This window comes from Mesorhizobium sp. M0074, assembly GCF_040322975.1.
In the GTDB taxonomy this organism is placed as follows: Bacteria; Pseudomonadota; Alphaproteobacteria; order Rhizobiales; family Rhizobiaceae; genus Mesorhizobium.
On sequence record NZ_JAMYUM010000013.1, the window covers coordinates 82,023 to 100,526 of the forward strand.

General features: G+C 62.9%; 21 protein-coding genes and 1 riboswitch. Of the genes, 12 read left to right on the plus strand and 9 right to left on the minus strand.

Annotated elements, in window-relative coordinates; translation table 11 throughout:
- Nucleotides 1–179 precede the first annotated feature (179 nt).
- Nucleotides 180–722, minus strand: coding sequence for a hypoxanthine phosphoribosyltransferase (gene hpt, locus NKJ73_RS18780; RefSeq protein WP_254816654.1), 543 nt, complete (start codon nt 720–722; stop codon nt 180–182).
- A gap of 184 nt (nt 723–906) precedes the next feature.
- A complete protein-coding gene (locus NKJ73_RS18785) occupies nt 907–1,197 on the minus strand; it encodes a hypothetical protein (protein ID WP_352570564.1) in 291 nt (96 codons plus the stop codon).
- Nucleotides 1,198–1,433: 236 nt separating this feature from the next.
- Here NKJ73_RS18785 and ftsE point away from each other — a divergent pair, with 236 nt between their 5' ends.
- The 3 genes from ftsE (at nt 1,434) to NKJ73_RS18800 (ending at nt 3,922) form a co-directional block, all read left to right on the plus strand.
- Nucleotides 1,434–2,093 carry a cell division ATP-binding protein FtsE gene (gene ftsE / locus NKJ73_RS18790; protein WP_352570565.1) on the plus strand — a complete coding sequence of 220 codons (660 nt, stop codon included), beginning with the start codon at nt 1,434–1,436 and terminating at the stop codon, nt 2,091–2,093.
- Complete coding sequence (locus NKJ73_RS18795) at nt 2,086–3,069, plus strand: cell division protein FtsX (RefSeq protein ID WP_352570566.1); 984 nt, start codon at nt 2,086–2,088, stop codon at nt 3,067–3,069. The genes ftsE and NKJ73_RS18795 overlap by 8 nt, the downstream gene beginning before the upstream one ends.
- A gap of 88 nt (nt 3,070–3,157) precedes the next feature.
- Entirely contained in the window at nt 3,158–3,922 is a 765-nt protein-coding gene (locus tag NKJ73_RS18800; RefSeq protein ID WP_352570567.1) for a YdcF family protein, read from the plus strand.
- 15 nt (nt 3,923–3,937) lie between these two features.
- Here the strand turns inward: NKJ73_RS18800 and NKJ73_RS18805 are convergent, their stop codons facing one another.
- The gene (locus NKJ73_RS18805; RefSeq protein ID WP_352570568.1) at nt 3,938–4,558 is read right to left on the minus strand and encodes a pyridoxamine 5'-phosphate oxidase family protein; all 621 of its coding nucleotides are present in this window, start codon (nt 4,556–4,558) and stop codon (nt 3,938–3,940) included.
- Nucleotides 4,559–4,689: 131 nt separating this feature from the next.
- Here NKJ73_RS18805 and NKJ73_RS18810 point away from each other — a divergent pair, with 131 nt between their 5' ends.
- A complete protein-coding gene (locus tag NKJ73_RS18810; protein WP_352570569.1) occupies nt 4,690–5,598 on the plus strand; it encodes a LysR family transcriptional regulator in 909 nt (302 codons plus the stop codon).
- Nucleotides 5,599–5,705: 107 nt separating this feature from the next.
- Nucleotides 5,706–6,506 carry a lysophospholipid acyltransferase family protein gene (locus NKJ73_RS18815; protein WP_352456697.1) on the plus strand — a complete coding sequence of 267 codons (801 nt, stop codon included), beginning with the start codon at nt 5,706–5,708 and terminating at the stop codon, nt 6,504–6,506.
- Between the two features lie 27 nt (nt 6,507–6,533).
- On the opposite strand, the gene NKJ73_RS18820 is transcribed toward NKJ73_RS18815, so the two are convergent.
- Together NKJ73_RS18820 and NKJ73_RS18825 are read right to left on the minus strand one after the other, a co-directional pair.
- Nucleotides 6,534–7,154, minus strand: a complete 621-nt coding sequence (locus NKJ73_RS18820) for a LysE family transporter (RefSeq protein WP_352570570.1) — start codon at nt 7,152–7,154, stop codon at nt 6,534–6,536.
- 78 nt (nt 7,155–7,232) lie between these two features.
- Complete coding sequence (locus tag NKJ73_RS18825; protein ID WP_352570571.1) at nt 7,233–8,180, minus strand: aldo/keto reductase; 948 nt, start codon at nt 8,178–8,180, stop codon at nt 7,233–7,235.
- 344 nt (nt 8,181–8,524) lie between these two features.
- On the opposite strand from NKJ73_RS18825, the gene NKJ73_RS18830 reads away from it, so the two are divergent.
- Nucleotides 8,525–9,505 carry a quinone oxidoreductase family protein gene (locus tag NKJ73_RS18830; RefSeq protein WP_352456700.1) on the plus strand — a complete coding sequence of 327 codons (981 nt, stop codon included), beginning with the start codon at nt 8,525–8,527 and terminating at the stop codon, nt 9,503–9,505.
- Nucleotides 9,506–9,524: 19 nt separating this feature from the next.
- Here NKJ73_RS18830 and NKJ73_RS18835 read toward each other — a convergent pair whose 3' ends face one another.
- Nucleotides 9,525–10,058 carry a gamma-glutamylcyclotransferase gene (locus NKJ73_RS18835; RefSeq protein WP_023677914.1) on the minus strand — a complete coding sequence of 178 codons (534 nt, stop codon included), beginning with the start codon at nt 10,056–10,058 and terminating at the stop codon, nt 9,525–9,527.
- Between the two features lie 113 nt (nt 10,059–10,171).
- Between NKJ73_RS18835 and NKJ73_RS18840 the strand changes: the two genes are divergently transcribed.
- On the plus strand, nt 10,172–11,173 hold the full coding sequence (locus tag NKJ73_RS18840) for a DUF2125 domain-containing protein (protein ID WP_352570572.1): 1,002 nt from the start codon (nt 10,172–10,174) through the stop codon (nt 11,171–11,173).
- A gap of 134 nt (nt 11,174–11,307) precedes the next feature.
- On the opposite strand, the gene NKJ73_RS18845 is transcribed toward NKJ73_RS18840, so the two are convergent.
- Nucleotides 11,308–12,243 carry a prephenate/arogenate dehydrogenase family protein gene (locus NKJ73_RS18845; RefSeq protein WP_023677912.1) on the minus strand — a complete coding sequence of 312 codons (936 nt, stop codon included), beginning with the start codon at nt 12,241–12,243 and terminating at the stop codon, nt 11,308–11,310.
- A 6-nt stretch (nt 12,244–12,249) separates the two neighbouring features.
- Nucleotides 12,250–13,359, minus strand: coding sequence for a histidinol-phosphate transaminase (gene hisC, locus NKJ73_RS18850; protein WP_352570573.1), 1,110 nt, complete (start codon nt 13,357–13,359; stop codon nt 12,250–12,252).
- A 139-nt stretch (nt 13,360–13,498) separates the two neighbouring features.
- A riboswitch (SAM riboswitch) is annotated at nt 13,499–13,576 on the plus strand.
- Nucleotides 13,577–13,652: 76 nt separating this feature from the next.
- On the opposite strand from hisC, the gene metX reads away from it, so the two are divergent.
- The 3 genes from metX (at nt 13,653) to NKJ73_RS18865 (ending at nt 16,030) form a co-directional block, all read left to right on the plus strand.
- Nucleotides 13,653–14,822, plus strand: coding sequence for a homoserine O-acetyltransferase MetX (metX, locus tag NKJ73_RS18855; RefSeq protein WP_352570574.1), 1,170 nt, complete (start codon nt 13,653–13,655; stop codon nt 14,820–14,822).
- Between the two features lie 115 nt (nt 14,823–14,937).
- Entirely contained in the window at nt 14,938–15,552 is a 615-nt protein-coding gene (metW, locus tag NKJ73_RS18860) for a methionine biosynthesis protein MetW (RefSeq protein ID WP_352570637.1), read from the plus strand.
- A gap of 130 nt (nt 15,553–15,682) precedes the next feature.
- Nucleotides 15,683–16,030 (plus strand): hypothetical protein, encoded by a 348-nt coding sequence (locus tag NKJ73_RS18865; RefSeq protein WP_352471436.1) that lies wholly within the window; start codon nt 15,683–15,685, stop codon nt 16,028–16,030.
- An 85-nt stretch (nt 16,031–16,115) separates the two neighbouring features.
- On the opposite strand, the gene NKJ73_RS18870 is transcribed toward NKJ73_RS18865, so the two are convergent.
- Nucleotides 16,116–16,436 carry a DUF1330 domain-containing protein gene (locus NKJ73_RS18870; RefSeq protein WP_352570575.1) on the minus strand — a complete coding sequence of 107 codons (321 nt, stop codon included), beginning with the start codon at nt 16,434–16,436 and terminating at the stop codon, nt 16,116–16,118.
- 235 nt (nt 16,437–16,671) lie between these two features.
- Here NKJ73_RS18870 and NKJ73_RS18875 point away from each other — a divergent pair, with 235 nt between their 5' ends.
- Both NKJ73_RS18875 and NKJ73_RS18880 read left to right on the plus strand, forming a co-directional pair.
- Nucleotides 16,672–17,418, plus strand: a complete 747-nt coding sequence (locus tag NKJ73_RS18875; RefSeq protein WP_352452472.1) for an SDR family NAD(P)-dependent oxidoreductase — start codon at nt 16,672–16,674, stop codon at nt 17,416–17,418.
- Between the two features lie 42 nt (nt 17,419–17,460).
- On the plus strand, nt 17,461–18,486 hold the full coding sequence (locus NKJ73_RS18880) for an RNA polymerase subunit sigma-70 (protein WP_352570576.1): 1,026 nt from the start codon (nt 17,461–17,463) through the stop codon (nt 18,484–18,486).
- Nucleotides 18,487–18,504: the final 18 nt, after the last annotated feature.

An 18,504-nucleotide genomic window follows, 5' to 3' on the forward strand; every position in this document is an offset into this window, starting at 1 on the left:
GGGCAGGATATTTGGCGGGGAAAAGTTGATGTTTCCTGAAGGCGCTGAAGGTCGATGCGGCCTTTTCAGAATTCGCTCCGCCGAGTCAGATGGCGTGGTTTTCGAGAACCGGAGCGGAGCGGACGTTCGAGTCCGAGAGCACCGGCAGGTGGCCGCCGGAGTAGAATTATCAAAAGGCCTCAAGCGTCGCCCTTGACGATGCCGACGAAGGGCAATTCGCGAAACGCGTGGGCGACGTCCATGCCATAACCGACGACGAAATAATCGGGGCAGTCGAAGCCGACATAGTCGGCGTTGAGCGTGGTCTGGCGGCGCATGCGCTTGTCGAGCAGCACGGCGATGGCACAGCTCCTCGCGCCGCGCGACAGCATGAGGTCGCGGGTGAAACTCAGCGTCTTGCCGGATTCCAGAATGTCATCGATCAAAAGCACATCGCGACCGGCGACCTCGTTGTCGATGTCGCGCAGCACCCTCACCTCACCGCTGGTCGTGCCGGCGCCATAGCTGGAGATGAAGATGAACTCGACCTCCGGCGACAGGCCGACATCGTGCATGGCACGGATAAGATCGGCGGCGAAGATGAATGATCCCTTCAGCACCGAGATTACCAGAAGGTCGTGGTAGTCGTGCCCGGCGATCTCCTTGGCAAGTTCCAGGTTTCGCCGCGCGATGGCGGACGCCGAAAACAGGACTTCGATGTCCTTGCCGCGCACAACTGGCATTGGCTGCCCTTCCAGAAATGATCGCCTTGTAGGCGAAGCCGACCGAAAACGGTCTTCAACCTGTTTCTAGGCATGTCGTGCCGTCTGGCAAGGCCAAATCTTCGCAGGGCGCCCGCGAACGGTCGGATGTCCCAGCGCGTCGCGAATCGTTTATCTGGTGACCTGTTGATTTTCTGGCGCCGCTCTAACGAACCAGCGCATGGCCGCCCGAAATCCAGAAGGCGGCAAAGGCGGCACCGACGCCGACAATCCAGAAGATCGGCCCACCATGCACCCACAACGGGCGTTCGGCGGCGGTTTCGGGCTTGCGCAACATGTCCATGCCTTCGATCGAAGGCATGGACATCATGCGCGCAGGCGGCGGCGCAAAGTCTGGACGTGTAAAATGGCGGGGCAGCACCTCATAATCGGCATCGATGACCTCGGCGGTCACGTCGCGCATGATGCGTTCCGGCTCGGCGGCCGGATCGGTCATGATTTCGCCGGAAACCGGGCGCGCGGTTCGATCCTCAGCCATCATGGCCCAACACTACCGCACCTGTTCGCTGTTCGTTTCTTTTGGGTAAACGGAAATGGTTAACGCTTCCCCACCGGAACCCCTGTGACTCGCTCGAAAAGCCCCCAAATTAACCGTCGGTTAACCATGCCGGCCGATGGTCTTTCCACAGAAAGGGCTGGCATCTTGCCGCCGAGAATTTCAGGTCGTCGAAAGTGATCCGCTTCGAAAATGTCGGCCTCCGCTATGGCATGGGTCCGGAGATTCTCCGCGACATCTCCTTGCACATTCCGAAGCGCTCCTTTCAGTTCCTGAGCGGACCTTCAGGCGCCGGCAAGACGACGTTGCTGCGGCTTTTGTTCATGTCGCTGAAGCCGACGCGCGGCCTGATCACCATTTTCGGCAAGGACCGCTCGCGCATCTCGCGTACCGAATTGCCGCATCTGAGACGACGCATCGGCGTGGTGTTCCAGGATTTTCGCCTGCTCGACCATATGACCACCTACGAGAACGTGGCGTTGCCGCTGCGCGTGCGCGGCCGCGAGGAGGCGACCTATCGCACCGACGTCACCGAGCTGCTGAAATGGGTCGGCCTCGGCGAGCGCATGCATGTGCTGCCGCCGGTGCTGTCTGGCGGCGAGAAGCAGCGCGCCGCCATCGCCCGGGCGTTGATCGAGCAGCCCGAGATCCTGCTCGCCGACGAGCCGACCGGCAATGTCGACCCGCCGCTGGCACGACGCTTGCTGCGGTTGTTCATCGAGCTCAACCGGCTGGGCACCGCCGTGGTGATCGCCACACACGACCTCGGCCTGATGGAACAGGTCGACGCACGGCGAATGATCCTGGCCGGCGGAAGGCTGGACATCTATGACTGAGCTCTCCGTCGAACATTTCGAGGGTCAGGACGCCGCGGCGGCAAAGCCCCGCGTCCAGCGCAAAATGGCGCCGATCGTGCCGGCGCAGAACATCGCCGGCCGGGCGCTGGTGCTGGTCATCGCCATCATGACGTTTCTGTCCTGCCTGACGTTTGGCGCCGTCACGCTGGTGCGTGACACCGCCTCCGTCTGGGAGAACCAGATCTCGCGCGAAGCGACAATCCAGATCAAGCCGGTCGACGGCCTCGACATGGAGGCCGCACTTGCGCTGGCCTCGCAGATCGCCGGCGAATTCCCTGGCGTGAAAAGCGCCCGGATCGTCGACCGCGAAGCGACGGCCCGGCTGCTCGAGCCTTGGCTGGGCTCGGGCCTGAACATCGATGAGCTGCCGGTGCCGCGCTTGATCATCATCACCATCGACGAGAATAGTCCGCCCGATTTCGCCGCACTGCGCGCGGCGATCACGCCGAAGCTGCCGAGTGCCTCGCTCGACGATCATCGCACCTGGGTCGACCGGCTGGTTGCCATGGCCCGCACCACGGTAACGATCGGTGTCGCAGTGCTGGCGCTGATGCTGTCGGCGACGGTGCTGACCGTTGTGTTCGCAACGCGCGGCGCCATGGCCGGCAATGGCCACATCATCGAGGTGCTGCATTTTGTCGGCGCCGAGGCGCGCTTCATCGCGCGCGAATTCCGCCGGCATTTTCTGGTCACCGGCATGAAGGGCGCCGCGGCAGGCGGCGGCGCGGCGATCCTGGTCTTCATCGTCTTCTCCTGGTGGTCGTCACGCAACATGGCAACGCCGCAGGCCGACCAGGCGACCGCCCTGTTCGGCAATTTCGCCATCGGCTCGGCGGGTTATCTCGGGGTCGCTGTCATGGTGCTGGTGATCGGCGCGCTGACGGCGGCAACCTCCCATTTCACCGTGGTTACCTATCTCAGCGACATCGACATTCGCCAGCCGGACGCCGGCTAAAGGAAAGATCGATCACGGATGAAAACGCATCGTCACGAAAATTGCATTTTTTTCCTACCAAAGGCCGTATTTCGGGATTAACCATTTCATGATGGACGTTCGGGACTCGACCGATACCGCTGGATGCATGCCAGTGCTGGTTGCGCGCCCGCCTGTATTCGCCGAGCCTGATGAATTTGCCAAGCCGGGTCAGTTCGCCAAACATGGGCGGCTGCTGGCAGCCCGCTCTTTGCGCATCTCGGCTCTCCTTCTGCTCGCCTTTATGGCGCTGTTTGTCGCCGGCTTCGGCTGGTTCGCCAATACCGTCAGCCGCCTGACTACGCCCGCCAATCCGGCAAGGGCCGACGCTATCATCGTGCTGACCGGCGGCCAGTCGCGCCTCGACGCTGCGATGGGCCTGCTTGCGTTAGGCAAGGGCGAGCGGCTGCTGATCAGCGGCGTCCATCCCTCCGCCAGCCGCCGCCAGCTTCAGGCCGCGACCGGCGGCGACAAGAGGCTGTTTTCCTGCTGCGTCGACATCGACCGCGCCGCGCTCGACACGATCGGCAATGCCGAGGAAAGTGCCAAATGGGTCGAGGACCATGCCTACGGCACGGTCATTCTCGTCACCAACAATTATCACATGCCGCGCAGCCTGCTGGAAATGGGCCGGCTGCTGCACGGCGCCAGGCTCGAACCCTATCCGGTGGTCAACACCAACCTCGAGAATGGCGGCTGGCTGACCAAGCCAGAAGCGCTACGCGTGCTGTTCACCGAATATAACAAATACCTGCTGGCGCTGGCGCGCGGCATCATGCCGGTGAAGCAATCGCCCAACGGCGTCACGCTGGCCGACGCCGCGGGCGGAAGCTGAACGGCACCGGCACTTTTATTCCCTAGCTGCTGCACCCGAGCGCAAGCGTGCGATCTCCTGTTCGAGCCGTTCGATGCGCTTGTCGCGTTCGCCCAGCGCCGCCGCCACGTCGGCCGCTTCGAAACGCTGCGGGATGTGCTGCGAGCAATTTGAATCCCAAGCCGAAACCGTAAACAGGATGACCTGCTCGGGTCGCGCCTTATAGTCTTGCGGCATCAGCTTTGCCGTCAGCTCGGCATCGCCCTCGACGACTTGCGCTTTGCCCCAGATCTTGATGCGCTGCCGGTGCGCATAATCGATCAGGAATAGGAAAGCCTGTGGGTTGTCGCTGAGGTTGCCCTGGGTGATGAACTGCCTGTTGCCGGAAAAATCGGCAAAGCCGATCGTCCGTTCGTCGAGCACCTTGAGGAAACCGGCAGGCCCGCCGCGATGCTGGATGTAAGGCTGCCCGTCCGCATTGGCGGTCGACAGAAAGACGCTGGTCTGCGCCTCGATGAAGGCGGCGAGATCGGGCGTGATTGCCGCCTGCCAGCCGCCACGCTCCTCGACACGGGCATAGGCCTGGCGCGAGCCCTTGCGCGCCTGAATCGCCTTCACCGTCGGGGTGAAAGCAACATCGCTGGTGTGAGCGTTCATGGAAGCCTCCTCAAGCGCCGAGCTGCGCTGCATTGCTAGTCAGGAAATAGGTCCTTCCATCTTCGAGATGCAGATGCCATATCTGCAATCTATCCTTCCGTTTTTCGGGAGGGCAACTTTTCGGGAGAGCTATGGATCGCCTCCAGTCCATGTCGCTTTTCGTTGCCGCGGCAGAGACAGGCAGCCTCTCGGCTGCCGGGCGCCGCTTCGGCATTCCGCTGACGACGGTCAGCCGCAAGGTTTCGGACCTGGAAAAGCACCTGAAGACACGGCTGTTGAACCGCTCGGCGCGGCAGCTGTCGCTGACCGATGCAGGCCACGCCTATCTCGCCGCCTGTCGTCGCATTCTCGATGAGGTCGGCGAGGCCGAGCGAATAGCCGCCGGCGAATACAATGCCCCGACCGGCGAACTGATCGTCACTGCGCCGATCGTCTTCGGCCGCCTGCATGTGCTGCCGGTCGTCACCAGCTTCCTCTCCGTCTATCCTGAGGTAGGTGTGCGGCTGACACTCGCCGACCGGATAACCCAGTTGGTCGAAGAGCACATCGACCTCGCCATCCGCATCGGCGAGCTTGCCGATTCGAGCCTGATCGCCACCCGCCTGGGTTCAATCCGCCGCGTCGTTTGCGCGAGCCCGGCCTATCTCGCCGAGCACGGCACGCCGAAAACGCCGCAAGAGCTTGCAGCGCACAGTGCCATCACCTTTGAAGGGCTCACCGCTGCCAGTTGGACCTTCGCCACCGGCAAGGCCGAATTCGCCGTGCCGGTCCGCTCCAGGCTACGGGTCAACACCGCTGAGGCAGCGATCGATGCGGCGATTGCCGGCGTCGGCGTGACGAGGCTGCTTTCCTACCAGATCGCCGCCGCAGTCCGGTCGGGTACGCTGCGCCCGGTGCTGCAAGAGTTTGAGCCCGACCCATGGCCGGTGAGCCTCGTCCATGCCGGCCAAGGGCTACTGCCGGTGAAGCTGCGCGCATTCCTCGACTTCGCCGCCCCGCGCCTGAGACAGCGCCTGCTGCAGGCCGCGTGGCAAACGTGAAGAAGACGGCCCATCGCAAGGCCGGGCCGATCGCCCGCCTCGCAGCGTTTCCTTTTTGCCGGCGCTTGGTGTAACCAACGCACACCTCCTCACCGGGCACATGCTGTATGCTGTATTTCCGCTCGCTGGCGTTCAATCTCGCCTTCTACCTCAATTTGATCGTCCAGATGATCCTCTGGACCCCGTATTATTTCCTGTCGCCACGCCATCGCGCCTGGTTCGTGCCGAAATTCTGGTCGCGCACCAGCATGTGGCTCTACGACAAGATCGCCGGCACCAGAAGTGAGATCACCGGCCAGGAAAACCTGCCTGAAGGCTCCTTCATCCTGGCGCCGAAGCACCAGTCCTTCTGGGACACGATCGCTTTCCTGCCGTATCTCGACGATCCCGTTTACATATTGAAACGGGAGCTGACCTGGATCCCGTTCTTCGGCTGGTACATTTTGAAGATGCGGATGATTCCTGTCGACCGCGGCAGCCGCTCGAAGGCATTGAAGACGGTGATCGCCGCGACCAAACAGGAATTGGCGCGCAATCCGCGCCAGCTGATCATCTATCCCGAGGGCACCCGCCGGGCGCCGGGCGACGAACCGGTCTACAAATACGGCATCGTCGAACTCTACGCGCAACTTGGCATTCCGGTGGTGCCGGTCGCTCACGTCGCCGGCCTCTATTGGCCGCGCCGCAAGTTCCTGCGCTATCCCGGCACGATCAAGGCGCGCTTCCTGCCACCGATCCCGCCCGGCCTCGGCAAGGACGAATTTATGCAACGGCTGATCGGCGAGACGGAGGCCGCCTGCGACCAGCTTCTCGTCGAGGCGGCGCAGACGCCGAACCCGCCGCCGATGCCGCCGACGGCAATGAAACGGCTTGGTGAGCTGGATGCGAAACCTGAATTGAAAGGCTGAAACAACGGCCTCAGATGCCACAAAGACTTATGGCAGGGCAGCCAGCGCGGCCGTCGCAACCAGCGTCACGGCAAACACCAGATTGATGATCCGCGACGCCAAGGGTTTGCGCAACAAACGTGCAAAAGCCGCGCCGGCGAGAAGCCACAAGAGATGAATGGCAACAATCATCAAGGCGAGGACCGCCAGCTTGGCTGAAATAGCAAGACCGCCGGTGCCGGAAGACGCGCCGGCAAACACGGCGGCAATCGCCACATAGGCTTTCGGATTGGCAACGGCCAGAAGGAACCCGCCCAGGAAAGTGGGAAGCGCCGCCCCACCAATGCGTGCCGCCAGTGGCGGCGTCGTCGCTATCTTGAACGCCAGATAGAGGATGTAGGCTGCTGACGCGACCGCCAACAGCGCTGCGAGCTTCGGCAGCGCGGTGAGAACGGCCATGATGCCCGTCGCCACCACCAAAAGCACGAGGACCGTCCCGACAACGATTCCCGAGGCATAACGGAGCGAATCGCGCAGGCCGAATGCGGCGCCGATCGCGGTGACACTTATCGTCGCCGGCCCCGGGCTGCCCATAACGATGGCCGATGCCAGCACAAGCGCCAGCAATTGCTGCCATAGCTGCTGATCGAGAAGACCCTGTCCGGCCATGCGACGTCCCTGCATCCTGCGACGATGCAGGGACGGTAGGGCAAGGCAGCGGCGCCGGTCTTGAACGATCGTGCGCGGCTATGCGCTGGCCTTGTCGAGCTCGGCGATATCGTCCGGGCTGAGCTGCAACGACGCGGCACGCACCAGGCTGTCGAGCTGGTCGAGCGTCGTCGCGCTGGCGATCGGAGCGGTGACGCCGGGCCGTGCCATGACCCAGGCAAGCGCCACTTCCGCTGGCTTGGCCGAATGTCTGGCTGAAACGGCATCGAGCGCTGAGAGAATGCGCATGCCGCGGGTGTTGAGATAGCCTTTCACACCGCCACCGCGCAGGCTTTTGCCGAGGTCGGCCTCGCTGCGGTACTTGCCGCTCAGAAACCCCTTGGCGAGGCTGAAATAGGTGATGACGCCGATGTCCTCGGCCGCGCACAGATCACGCAGCGGACCATCGAAGGACGAGCGGTCGTAAAGGTTGTATTCCGGCTGCAGCACCTCGTAGCGCGGCAGGCCGCGCAGGCTTGCTACGTCGAGTGCGGCCCGCAACTGGGCGGCGTCGAGGTTGGAAGCGCCGGCATAACGGATTTTGCCCTTGTCGAGCAGTTTCTGGTAGGCGCCGAGCGTTTCCTCATAGGGAGTGGCCGGATCAGGCCAGTGCGACAGATAGAGATCGATTGTATCGACCTGCAGCCGCTTCAGCGTGGCGTCGATGGCCTTTTCGATGTAGGCGGCGGACAGATCCCTCTTGCCCTGCCCCATATCCGAACCGACCTTGGTGATAACGACAACCTTGTCGCGGTTGCCGCGGCTTTTCATCCATTTGCCGATAATGGTTTCGGATTCGCCGCCCTCGTGGCCGGGAATCCAGCGCGAATAGGAATCGGCCGTGTCGATGGCGTTGAGGCCAGCGTCGACAAAGCGGTCGAGCAGGTCGAACGAGGTTTTCTCATCGGCGGTCCAGCCGAACACATTGCCGCCCAGAACCAATGGCGCGATGGATAGGTCGGTGCGACCGAGACGACGTTTCTGCAAGGCTGATCTCCATGGTGATTCATGCTGGGGCGGGTGGGAGCCGCCGACCGAGCTAACCTATGTCGCACCGTGGCAACGTCAAACGCATAGCCTCTTTTCCAGCCCGCCGGCGCTTCACAAAACCGCGACCCGCCGCGCCGTGTCGGGCTTCAAGACGCTGTCCCGAATTTCCAAACCAGTACCCTCTGAGGAAACAATCTGGCAAGTTTAGCACATAGATTGTCAAATCTGCCAATTCAGACCTTTGCCGGCCGGCCATAGGTTCCGCGGCGCCGACGCAAATCTCGGCACGGTCTGGCCAAGCCCGGACTGTTTGCCCGGGATCGTTTGTTGTGGAGACCGGAATGAAAGCAATTGTATTTGACGCCATCGGCTCGCCGCGCGACGTGCTCTATGTGGACGACCTGCCGATGCCGCGGATCGGCGACGGCGAAGTGCTGGTCAGGATGGTCTCGGCCTCGATCAATCCGGGCGACTTCCTGTTTATCCAGAACCTCTATCCCGAACCGAAGAAGCCGCATTTTCCCCGGCAGATCGCGGGAAACCATGGCGCCGGCATCGTCGAAGCCGTTGGCGCGGACGTTTTGCTGGAACCGGGCACGCTTGTCGCATTCAGCTATTATGGCAGTTGGGCCGAGTACGCGGCGATTCCCGCCGAATGGCTGATCCCGTTGCCTGCCGGCTATCCGGTCGAACGCGCCGGGCAGATGGTGAACCCCATTACCGCGTGGGATCTGCTGGTGGATTCCCGTGTGCGGCCTGGCCAGTGGCTGGCTGTCACGGCCGGCTATTCGTCGATTTCGACAATGGTGATGCAGTTCGCCCAACGACGCGGCATCAACGTCATCGCGCTTGTGCGGCGCTCGCACCAAAGCTTCGACCTGAAGACGCTTGGCGTCGGCGCCATTCTTGACCTTTCGGACTTGAAGACAAGTATCCGGGAAGCGGTGATGGATATCACCGGTGGCGCCGGATTGAACGGGATTATCGACAATGTCGGCGGACCTGTCAGCGGCGAATTGATCCGCACCCTGGCGCTCGGCGGGCAGATGGTGATCAATGGCGGCATGAGTGCCGAGCGCTTCGAGCTGCACAATTTCGATGTCTTGCTGAGCGGCGTCGAGATCAGGGCGAATATCTATCGCTATTTCTTTTCGCCGCTGGCCGAAGCCGACCGGCCTGTGCTACGCGAGATTATCGACACCTTCGGCCAGCCCGGCTTCCACGTTCCTGTCGGCGGTCTCCACCCGCTGACCGAGTTCAAGCTTGCCGTGGCAAACAGCCTGGATCGCGCCGATCTTGGAAAACAGATTTTCAGGATGTAGCCCGCTCACGACACCGAAGCTACGTCGCGACCCGTCTTGTCACGTCTTCCAGCCAGTGGTCGCTTATACCCAGTGCTTCGAGGTGCTCCAGCGTGCTGAGCACGTAATCCTCATTCCTCCCCGACTGGCCGACGGCGCCGCGGACGACGGCCGCCGCCTCGGCTGCGTCGAGCGCACCGGCATATTGCTCATGGCTGCGGTCCACGACATAGGCGACGGCGTCGACCGTCTCGCCCCCATCCGTTTTACCCTTGTCGAGGCGAACGCTGAGCACACGTTCGAGATAGACGTTGGTGACCAGCTCGCGTTCGCGCAGATAGGTAATGACCTCGTTGCGCAGCTCGCCTGGAACCCGGAACGCGAGCCCGATGCAGGAGCCGCCGCGGTCGAGGCCGAGCACCAGGCCCGGCCGTTCGCGCGTGCCGCGATGCACGAAAGAATAGACGCACAGCGAACGGCGGTAGCCATGCAGGCGGGCGCGCCGCGTCTCGACATGCGCGAATCCCGGTCGCCAGATCAGTGAGCCGTAGCCAAAAACCCAAAAATCGCCCATATCGCCAAGCCTGATTGTGACGAACCACCCACCGGTGGTGTTTCAGTCCGTCTACCTGTTGTTGCCGCAAGCGACAGCCCGCCCGTGCCACCCGCGTTAACGAAAGCCGCAGCATGACGTCAAGTGACGAGCGCCCGCCGCCCAGCCAACGTCGCCGCCTGTTGTGGCTTGCCGCTTTCATTCTCGTGCTGTTCGGCATCTACAGCGCGGGCTGGTTCTACCTGGCGGACCTGGTCGAGAGCGCGACCGACAAGGCGGTCGCCGATCTCGACGACAAAGGCATCAGGGCCGACTGCGCCAATCTCGCGGTCAGCGGCTATCCCTTCAGCTTCACCGTTTCCTGCGACAGCCTGGCTTACGAGGACGACAGCCGCAACGTCGCGGCATCGACAGGCAAGATCAACGCCGCCACGCAGATCACGCGGCTTCTGTCGCCTGCCGCCGAGCTCAGGGGGCCGCTCAGGACCTCAGTTCCCGGCATGACCCCGCTCTGGATCGACTGGGATGATCTGCGGGCCGACATGAAGCTGTCCTGGCCGCTGCCGAGGCGCCTCTCGCTGCAGACAGAAGGCCTGTCCGGCCAGACCGATCCGGCAGACGACACCGATCCCGTCTCGCTGTTCAGCGCCGGAACCGCCACGGGACAATTGCGCCCAAACGGCCCGGACATCGACTATGCCGGCAATTTCACCGATCTTGAAATCGACGCGGCGGCCATCGACGGGCGCGTCTTGCCGCCGCTGGACGGCAGCGGCGACCTGACGCTGAAGAACGGCGTGACACTGATCAAGGCAAATCCGAAGAGCCTTCGCGGCCAGGCCGCCGAAATCCACAAGCTCGATCTGTCGTCCGGAACCGCGCGCATCACCGTTTCCGGACCGCTGTCGGTCGATGACGACGGTCTCATAAATGCCGACCTGACAATCAGGCTCAATGATCCGAAGGCCGTGGCGGCAATCCTCGCCACCGCCATCCCCGAGCAGAAGAAACAGATCCAAACCGGCTTTGCCGGACTGGCGCTGCTCGGCAACCAGCCGTCGATGCCGCTGAAGATCGTCAGGGGCAAGGCCTCGCTCGGCTTCATCCCGCTCGGCAAGATCAAGCCGCTCGACTAGAGCAACTCCAGGAAAAGTGTGAAACGGTTTTCCGTCCGGAATTGCGCAAAAACAAAGAGATAGAGCGGTTCGGCGTTTCTGTGAAACGATGAACCGCTGTAAGCCAGGCTGGCCTGCGATCGGCCTGCCGCGGCTTATCCCTTCGGCGGGTGTTCGACTGCCTGGCGGCCGAAATCCGGTACGTCGATATCCTGGCCGGCCTCGATGATCGAGCGGCGGACGGCGCGGGTGCGGGTGAACAGGTCGAACAGTTTTTCGCCGTCGCCCCAGCGGATCGCCCGCTGCAGCGAGGACAGATCCTCGGAAAACCGCGCCAGCATTTCGAGAATGGCGTCCTTGTTGTGCAGGCAGACGTCGCGCCACATGGTCGGGTCGGACGCCGCGAGACGGGTGAAGTCGCGAAAGCCGGAAGCCGAGTATTTGATGACCTCGGACTTGGTCACCGACTCCAGATCGTCGGCGGTACCGACGATGTTGTAAGCGATGATATGCGGCAGGTGCGAAACGATGGCCAGCGTCATGTCGTGATGCTGCGGGTCCATCGTGTCGATGTTGGAGCCGCAGCGGCGCCAGAATTCCGAGAGCTTTTCCAGTGCTGCGGGATCGGTACCGGGCAGAGGCGTGAAAATGCACCAGCGGTTCTCGAACAGTTCGGCAAAACCGGCGTCCGGTCCCGATTTTTCGGTGCCGGCCAAAGGATGGCCGGGGATGAAGTGCACGCCATCAGGCACATGCGGCTGCATCTGCGCGATCACCGATGCCTTGGTCGAGCCGACATCGGTGAGGATGGCGCCCTTCTTCAGCGCCGGCGCGATCTCCGCGGCGACCGTGCCTGAAGAGCCGACCGGCACCGAAACGATAACCAGATCAGCATCGCGAACCGCCTCTTTCGCATCCGTCGTATAGGTGTCGCCAAGGCCGAGTTGGCTCGCCCGTGCCAGCGTCGCGTCGCTGCGCGTCGAAATCGCGACTTGGCCGGCGAGTCCCTCGCGGCGGATGACGCGGGCCAGCGACGAGCCGATCAGGCCGATGCCGACCAGCGCGATCTTTTCGAACATCGGTGAGGTCATGGTGTTCTAGCTTTTCAGGAATGTCGCGAGTGCTGCGACAACGCCGCGATTGGCCTCTTCGGTGCCGATGCTCATGCGCAGCGCGTTCGGAAAACCGTAGCCGGAAACGCGCCGCAATATGTAGCCGCGCGCACTGAGGTAGTCGTCGGCGGCCGCCGCCGAATGCTTTTTGTCCTCGGGAAAGTGGATGAGGATGAAATTGCCGACGCTCGGCGTCACCCGCAGCCCGAGCCCGCTTAATTGCTCGCTCAGCCAGGCCAGCCAGGTCTCGTTGTGCGCGACGCTGCGTTCGATGTGGGCACGGTCGCGGATCGCCGCGATGCCGGCCTCGATTGCCGTCGCATTGACGTTGAAGGGTCCCCGCACGCGGTTGATCGCGTCGATGACGTGCATTGGCGCATACATCCAGCCGATCCGCGCCCCGCCCAGGCCCAATTTGGAGAAAGTGCGGGTCATGACCACGTTTTCCGCGCTGCCCACCAACTCGACGCCGGCTTCATAATCGTTGCGCCGGACATATTCGGCGTAAGCTGCATCCAGCACCAGAAGCACGTTTCGCGGCAGGCCGGCATGCAGGCGGCGGACCTCCTGGAACGGCACGTAGGTGCCGGTTGGATTGTTTGGATTGGCAAGGAAGATGATCCGGGTAGCCGGCGTCACCGCGGCGAGGATCGCATCGATATCGGCGCGTTCATCGGTCTCCTTGACCGTCACCGGGACGGCACCGGCCGACTGTATGTAGATCTTGTAGACCATGAAGCCGTGTTCGGTGATGATGGCTTCGTCGCCGGGCGCGAGGTAGGTCTGCGCCAGCAGGCCCAGAATCTCGTCGGAGCCGTTGGAGCAGACGATGTTCGCCGGGTTGAGCCCGTGCACCTCGGCGATCGCTTCCCTCAGGCGCCTGGCGCTGCCGTCGGGATAGACCGCGAGCTTGTCGGCGACCGCGCGCGCGGCCTCTATCGCCTTTGGCGAAGGACCGAGCGGGTTCTCGTTCGCCGACAATTTATGGACCTTGGCGACACCTTCAGGCGCCGCGCTCTTGCCGGGCACATAGGCTTCGATGTCCATGATGCCGGCGCGGGGCCTTGGACGTGTCTGATCCGGTGTCTGGCTCATTTCATGAAATCCGTCGAGAGTGCCTCCATCCGGAAGCCGCAGCGGAAATACAAGCCGTGGCCCGGAATGTCGAGGGGCCGGCAATTCGGGATCAAGAACTTGCCGTTGACGAAGCCATGCGCGAGTCATAGAAGAACGGCTACAGTTCCGTGGTGATTTGGCCGGTCGGCTTGCAGCCACGTTAAACAACTTGCTAAAGGGCCGTTTGCATCTTGTAACCGGCTTTGCGAAGGCATGGCCGGTTTTTTGTTGCCCAGACCGGTGGACAACTGAAGGCCGGGCAAGGAGATGTGATGGTCGCTTTGCGCGCGCGAAAAACCAACAACGAGGCCGACCAGCCGTCGAGCCCGGTGTTGCGTTTCGGCGCCGACAAGCCGCTCAAGCTCGACGCCGGCACGCTGCTGTCGCCATTCCAGATCGCCTACCAGACCTATGGCACGCTCAACGACGCGCGCTCCAACGCCATCCTCGTCTGCCATGCGCTGACCGGCGACCAGCATGTCGCCAACACCAATCCGGTGACCGGCAAGCCGGGCTGGTGGGAAGTGCTGATCGGTCCCGGCAAGATCATCGATACCGACCGTTTCTTCGTCATCTCGTCAAACGTCATCGGCGGCTGTCTCGGCTCCACCGGCCCCGCCTCGACCAATCCCGCCACCGCCAAGCCCTACGGGCTCGACCTGCCGATCATCACCATCCGCGACATGGTGCGGGCGCAGCTGATGCTGGTCGAGCATTTCGGCATCGAACAGCTGTTCAGCGTGCTTGGCGGCTCGATGGGCGGCATGCAGGTGCTGCAATGGGCCTCCAGCTATCCGGAGCGCGTCTTCTCGGCGCTGCCGATCGCCACCGGCGCCCGCCATTCCTCGCAGAACATCGCTTTCCACGAGGTCGGCAGGCAGGCGGTGATGGCCGACCCGGACTGGCATGGCGGCAAGTATTTCGAGCACAGCAAGCGGCCGGAAAAGGGGCTGGCGGTGGCGCGCATGGCCGCCCACATCACCTATCTGTCGGAAGCAGCGCTGCACCGCAAGTTCGGCCGCAACCTGCAGGACCGCGAAGCCCTGACCTTTGGTTTCGATGCCGACTTCCAGATCGAGAGCTATCTGCGCCATCAGGGCATGACCTTCGTCGATCGCTTCGATGCCAACTCCTATCTCTACATGACCCGGGCGATGGACTATTTCGATCTCGCCGCCGACCATGGCGGCCGGTTGGCCGATGCCTTCGCCGGCACCAAGACGCGCTTCTGCCTGGTTTCGTTCACCAGCGACTGGCTGTTCCCGACCGAGGAGAGCCGCTCGGTCGTGCACGCGCTGAACGCGGCCGGCGCTTCGGTCTCGTTCGTCGAGATCGAGACCGACCGCGGCCACGACGCCTTCCTGCTCGACGAACCGGAACTGTTCGCCGCCATCAAGGGCTTCATCGCCTCGGCCGCGCGGGCGAGAGGGCTCGGCGCATGACCCCGAAAAGTTGCGGATTGTTCGGATCAGGACCATGTGCCAGGCATCAGCGCATGACCCCGAAAAGTTGCAGGCTTTTCGGATCAGGGTCATGCGTCAGGCAAGAGGCGAACGCATGAGCGTCAACCGCGCCCAGCGCGTCGACCTCGAAGTCGTCGCCGATCTCATCCCGCCGCAGTCGCGGGTGCTGGATGTCGGTTCCGGCGACGGCCTGCTGCTCGAATTGCTGCAGGCGACCAAGAAGGTCGACGGTCGCGGCCTGGAACTGTCGCAGCGCGGCGTCAACGAATGCGTGGCGCGCGGCCTGTCGGTTATTCAAGGCGATGCCGACAAGGATCTCCAATTCTATCCCGACAAGGGTTTCGACTTCGTCGTTCTGTCGCAGACCTTGCAGGCGACCCGCAATCCGAAGCTGGTGCTCGACGAACTGCTCCGGATCGGCAACCGCGCCATCGTCTCATTCCCGAATTTCGGCCACTGGCGGGTGCGCCTTTCGCTGCTCTTCAACGGCCGCATGCCGGTGACCAAGGACCTGCCCTATTCCTGGTACGACACGCCCAACATCCATTTCTGCACCATTCGCGACTTCGTCAATCTGTGCGACGAGCTTGGCGCGACGGTGGAAAAGGCAACCGCGCTCGACGCCAACGGCCAGCGGATCGGCTTCTCCATGCCTTGGTGGTTCTGGAACTTTTTCGGCCAGCAAGCGGTATTCCTGCTGAAACGATAGGTTTGACAGGCAGAAGCAACGAACCTCAGACCTGCGCAAGAAACCATATTTTCAATTTTCAATCCAATGAAGTTGCCCGGCATTCTTTGTTGCTTTAACAGGTCTCAAACGGGTTGGTTTGGGGGAAGCAATGAAGACGTTAGTATTAGCAACAGCTTTGATGTCGGCCACTTTGATTTCCGGATGCACGACGTCGAAGACCGATTTCCAGAATGGACAAGTCGCGTTGAGCGGCAGCCCGGCGCTGAAACGGCAGGCGATCCAGCGGTGCATGACCAAATTCAAGATGCGGTTCGGCAAGGTTGAAAGGGCAAACCTCGCCGCGCTCATGAACGTCCCGGATGCCGGATTGGAACACACGTTCTGCACGCGATTGATGAACGGCTTCGCGAACGGGAGGATCAACTACTCGGATTACCTGGCTGCATTGTCGCATGGCGACATGTCCAACGCGATCAAGGTGCTGCAGGGGCGGTGAAGCTGCCGATGCAGACGCGATCCAAATTCGGTGCCGCCAGATAGATGGCGGCACCATAGACGCCGGTTGTACCCGATCATTCCCCCTATTCAGGCACGTCCGTGGCCTTGTGGGGGTGCTGGACGCCGTCGACGAAGACCACGTCGGACTGGGAATTGCCGGTGCGCAGCGGCAATATCTCCTGATAGGCGGGCGAGTCGTACCATGCACGTGCCTGCTGCCGGTTGGGAAACTCGATGACTATGAGATAGCCCGGCCAGGTGTTTTCAACGATTTCCACCTCGCCTCCGTGCACCACGAAGCGGCCGCCAAACGGTTCCAGCGTGGCATCGATCTTGTGCAGGTACTCGACGATCTGCGGCCCCGGCGTGACCTGGCGCATATGGGCGACGGCGTAGGCGGTCATGGCGTGTCTCCTTGTGGTCGAAGGCCGGACAACCGGCTTGATGGGAGCATTTTGCCGAGACGTAGTGCGCTGGTCGATTACCCCAGAGGTAATGACACTGAATACAAAAACCGACGCGCGGCTGCCGTCACCTGAAAGATATTTCCGCCTGGCACCGATGATTTCCACCCACCTGCGCTGTCCTTATCGATGAGCGCGCCTGGATGGTCCGGCGGCCGGGAACGAGAGGTGATCCATGGGATCGTTGCAAAATCAGAATGTCGTCGTCGTCGGAGGCAGCCGTGGTGTCGGCCGCTCGATCGCGGAGGCCGCTCTCAAGGAGAAAGCGACGGTGCTGGCCGTCGCCCGCGGAAAACAGGCCCTGGCGCAATTTGCCTGGGAGGTCTCGGGCGTGAAGACGCTCGCGGTCGATGCTACGGTGGACTCCGCCCCGGATAAGGTCTTCGCCGCGCTTGAGCCGGACGTGCTGGTGATCTGCGCAGGTGCGCTGGCGCCTTCTGCGCCGGTGCATGAACAGAACTGGAAGGCGTTCTCGGCAAATTGGGACACGGACGTCAAGGCGTCGTTCCTGTTTTGCCGGGCCGCTCTGCGGCGTCCGCTCAAGCCGGGGACCCGGATCGTTCTGATCTCCAGCGGCGCGGCCTTGACCGGCGGACCACCGAACGCCGGCGGCTATGCCGGCGCGAAACGCATGCAGATGTTCCTGGCCGGTCATAGCCAGAAGGAGGCCGACCGGCTTGGCCTCGGCCTGCGCTTCATGGCGCTCGCGCCGATGCGCATCATGCCCGAAACCGGCGTGGGCAAGGCCGGCGTCGACAGCATAGCGGCCTATATGGGCATCCAGCCGGCGGACTTCATCGCCGCCATGACCGACATGCAAACGCCGGCCGATGTCGGACGGGCGGTGGTCGCACTCGCCACCGGCCAGCCGCAAGGCAGTTCCTTCATGGTGAGCGGTAGCGGGCTTGCCCCGGCCGCCTGAGCGGCGCGTAATGCAACGCTCGCTCGTAACCGCACAAGCCACATGACAGACGCTCAACCACCTCTGGAACCAGCACGCCAGCCGATCCTCGATCGGCTGGCCTTCGAGAAGGTCACGGCCGCGCATCGCCGCGAGCTCAAGCTGCATTGTTATCGCATGATGGGTTCGCTGCACGAGGCCGACGACCTCGTCCAGGACACGTTGCTTCGCGCCTGGCGCGCAAGATCGGAGTTCGACGGGCGAGGTTCGGTTCGCGGTTGGCTCTACATGATCGCGACCAACGCTTGCCTCAACGCCATCAAGGCGAGGTCGAGGGCGCGTCGCATTCTCCGGGAACCCGGACGGCAGCCCTCGCACGGGGCGGCCATAGGCGGGCCCGTAGCCGACATCGCCTGGCTGGAGCCCTACCCCGACGCCGAGCTTCCAGACGTTGCCGGCAGCGAGCCAGGTCCGGAAGCCCGTTACGAGAGCCGCGAGGCCGTCCAGCTCGCCTTCGTCGCGGCGATCCAGGATCTGCCGCCCAGGCAGCGCGCCGCGCTGCTGCTTGCCGACGTCCTGGGATGGTCGGCCGTCGAGACGGCGCGTTTGCTGGGCGGATCGACGGCTTCGATCAACAGCGCGTTGCAGCGCGCCCGCGCAACCCTTGCAGCGCGCTATCCTCAGGGACGGCCGGGCAGCCGATCACGGCCCAGCCCCGAAGAAGGCCTGCTGCTCGAACGCTACATGCAGGCCTGGCAGGCCGCCAATCTCGACGGCTTGATCGAGCTGCTGCGTGAGGACGCCATCTATACCATGCCGCCTTGGCGTGAATGGTATCAAGGCCGCGAAGCGATCCGCGGTTTCTTCGAGACCGTCTGGCCGAGGTTTGGCGGCTTCCGCACGCTGGCCACCCGCGCCAATGCCCAGCCGGCGGTCGGGGTTTATTCCCGCAGCCACGATGGCCCTGAATGGCGGGCCCATTCCCTGCATGTGTTCGACGCAGCCGAGGGCGGGATCGCTTCCTTGACGATCTTCATAGGGCCGCTCGGGCCATCTCTGTTCCCGGCCTTCGGCCTGCCACCAGCCTAGCTTACCCCTGGGCCAGCC